The sequence below is a fragment of the Polaromonas sp. P3_C2 genome (assembly GCF_056402675.1).
Window position 1 is genome coordinate 1 of sequence record NZ_JBFUGX010000798.1, and the last position, 1,688, is coordinate 1,688.

The 1,688-nt window shown below is 59.6% G+C and carries 3 protein-coding genes; all 3 read left to right on the forward strand.

Annotated features, from left to right (window positions below; all coding sequences use genetic code 11):
- Positions 1-208, forward strand: a 208-nt coding sequence (locus tag AC1DWI_RS22080; protein ID WP_477725776.1) for a hypothetical protein, incomplete at its 5' end; no start/stop codon positions are given.
- Positions 209-282: 74 nt separating this feature from the next.
- Positions 283-576 carry a hypothetical protein gene (locus tag AC1DWI_RS22085; protein ID WP_477668256.1) on the forward strand — a complete coding sequence of 98 codons (294 nt, stop codon included), beginning with the start codon at positions 283-285 and terminating at the stop codon, positions 574-576.
- Between the two features lie 546 nt (positions 577-1,122).
- Complete coding sequence (locus tag AC1DWI_RS22090) at positions 1,123-1,467, forward strand: hypothetical protein (RefSeq protein WP_477725777.1); 345 nt, start codon at positions 1,123-1,125, stop codon at positions 1,465-1,467.
- Positions 1,468-1,688 lie beyond the last annotated feature (221 nt).

A 1,688-nucleotide genomic window follows, 5' to 3' on the forward strand; every position in this document is an offset into this window, starting at 1 on the left:
GCGTATCGGAGCACCGGCAGAGATCAGCGACCTTGAAGTTGATGGAGAGCTTGTTCGAATCGAGACTTCCGTGACTTGGGCTGAGGCTAAGCACAAGGCCGTCATGATTGAAGCCGTGGCGTACGGTCCGGCCACTTGGCTCACAGAACGTGTCGCTGAAAGGCTGCGCGTTGGGTGGAAGCCGGATGCGGGAGGTGGTGATGCTTAACCCGTCAGCCAACACGGCCCCGCCTGCAGAAGGTGGCTTCGCGTCGAAAGGCGTGGTCCGGTCATTTTTACGTTATGTCTCACAATGACGGTTTGGAAGAGTTGTCGGCCACCTTGCGCTCGGCGGGTGTCGAGCACGCCCTGTACCACGACTGCATCTGGATCACCCTGCCGCAAATCCAAGGCCACGTTGAAATCAAGTCTTGGGGCCAGCAGGGTCGAACGGCCCAGCTTGCCATGAATCGCCAGTGGTTCTCATTGAGTGAGGTTGAAGGCGACTTTGACGGCCCGGCGGAAGCGGTAATTGCCCGGGTTGCTGAAAAGCTTGCAGAGCGCGGACTGTCACTTCTGCAAGGAGCTCCGGAGTGAGACATAACTCGCCGGTCCGGATGGACGTCCGAGTGCGTACGCGCTTCGCGCGCACCTGTTCTTGATCGTCACTCACCTTCACGTTAGACCTCATGCTCACAGCCGCTGCCGGATTGCACCGCACCCCACGGGTACTCCTTGGATGGCTCGCCGTTCCCGTCATTGCTGGCGCCGCTCTCCTCGCCTGGCCATTGCTTGAGTCCTGCAAAAACTCCCGACTTCGGGAGATCCCGTCACCTGATCAGTTGTGGAAGTTGGTGGTGTTCGAGCGCAGTTGTTCTGCAACGGTCGCGTGAACGACTCATGTATCCCTTGTAGGCGCGAGTGAAATGCTGCCGAACGCGCCCGGAAACTTGCTGGTTTCCTTCGAGCGTCACGGCTCATTGGTCGGCGCCTCCGTGCGCGAGCCGGAAGTGGTTGTCCGGTGGCAACGACCGGACGCAATCGAGCTGGCCTACAGTTCGGCTGCGCCCATCCACTCCACCGTGTCCGAGTTTGGGAGCTTCCGGGTGATCCACACGCGCGCGCCATGAGGTCTAACAGGTCGTGAACGCCTCCATCCAAAGCGAGACAGGTTGGTTGCAGTCGCTAAGCCCGGCTGAGCGAGCTCGATTCCTCTCTTCGCTGAGCCACAACCTCACCATCGCCATTCGAGTTCTTTGTCACAGTCAGGGAGCTCCCGAGCAAACCGTTGAATTAGTACGCCGGCTGAACGAGGCGCACYACCGGGTATCCAGCTATCTCGCCCATTACCACATCGGTGATGAAAACGTCGGTTGGATCGGTGCGGTCGTCGAGTATGTTCTCGACGCGAAGGACCCTGTTGTGCTGCAGCAAGCCGAGCAGGCGTGGTCATATGCGAGGAAGGTTGTGTCCGGTGGCACGGCCTAACCCCTCCATCGAGCGGACGTTCCAAAGGCCGCTTCGCGCCCTGTGGGGCCCCGCTCGTTCTAACGGCTCACTCAACTCCGATCCACAACGGGATACGGCGGTCTCGCCGCGGGTGTTGGTGGCCCATTCATTTTCACTATCAAGCTCATGAGTGCACTAGAGTTACAACAACAAATCCTGGCCGCGTTTGCATCGGTACTCCGCCCTGCGCGTGACGAAAT

Excerpts from the sequence above, each read along its gene's own strand:
- AC1DWI_RS22085 (WP_477668256.1), top strand. The coding sequence starts at position 283 with ATGTCTCACAATGACGGTTTGGAAGAGTTGTCGGCCACCTTGCGCTCG.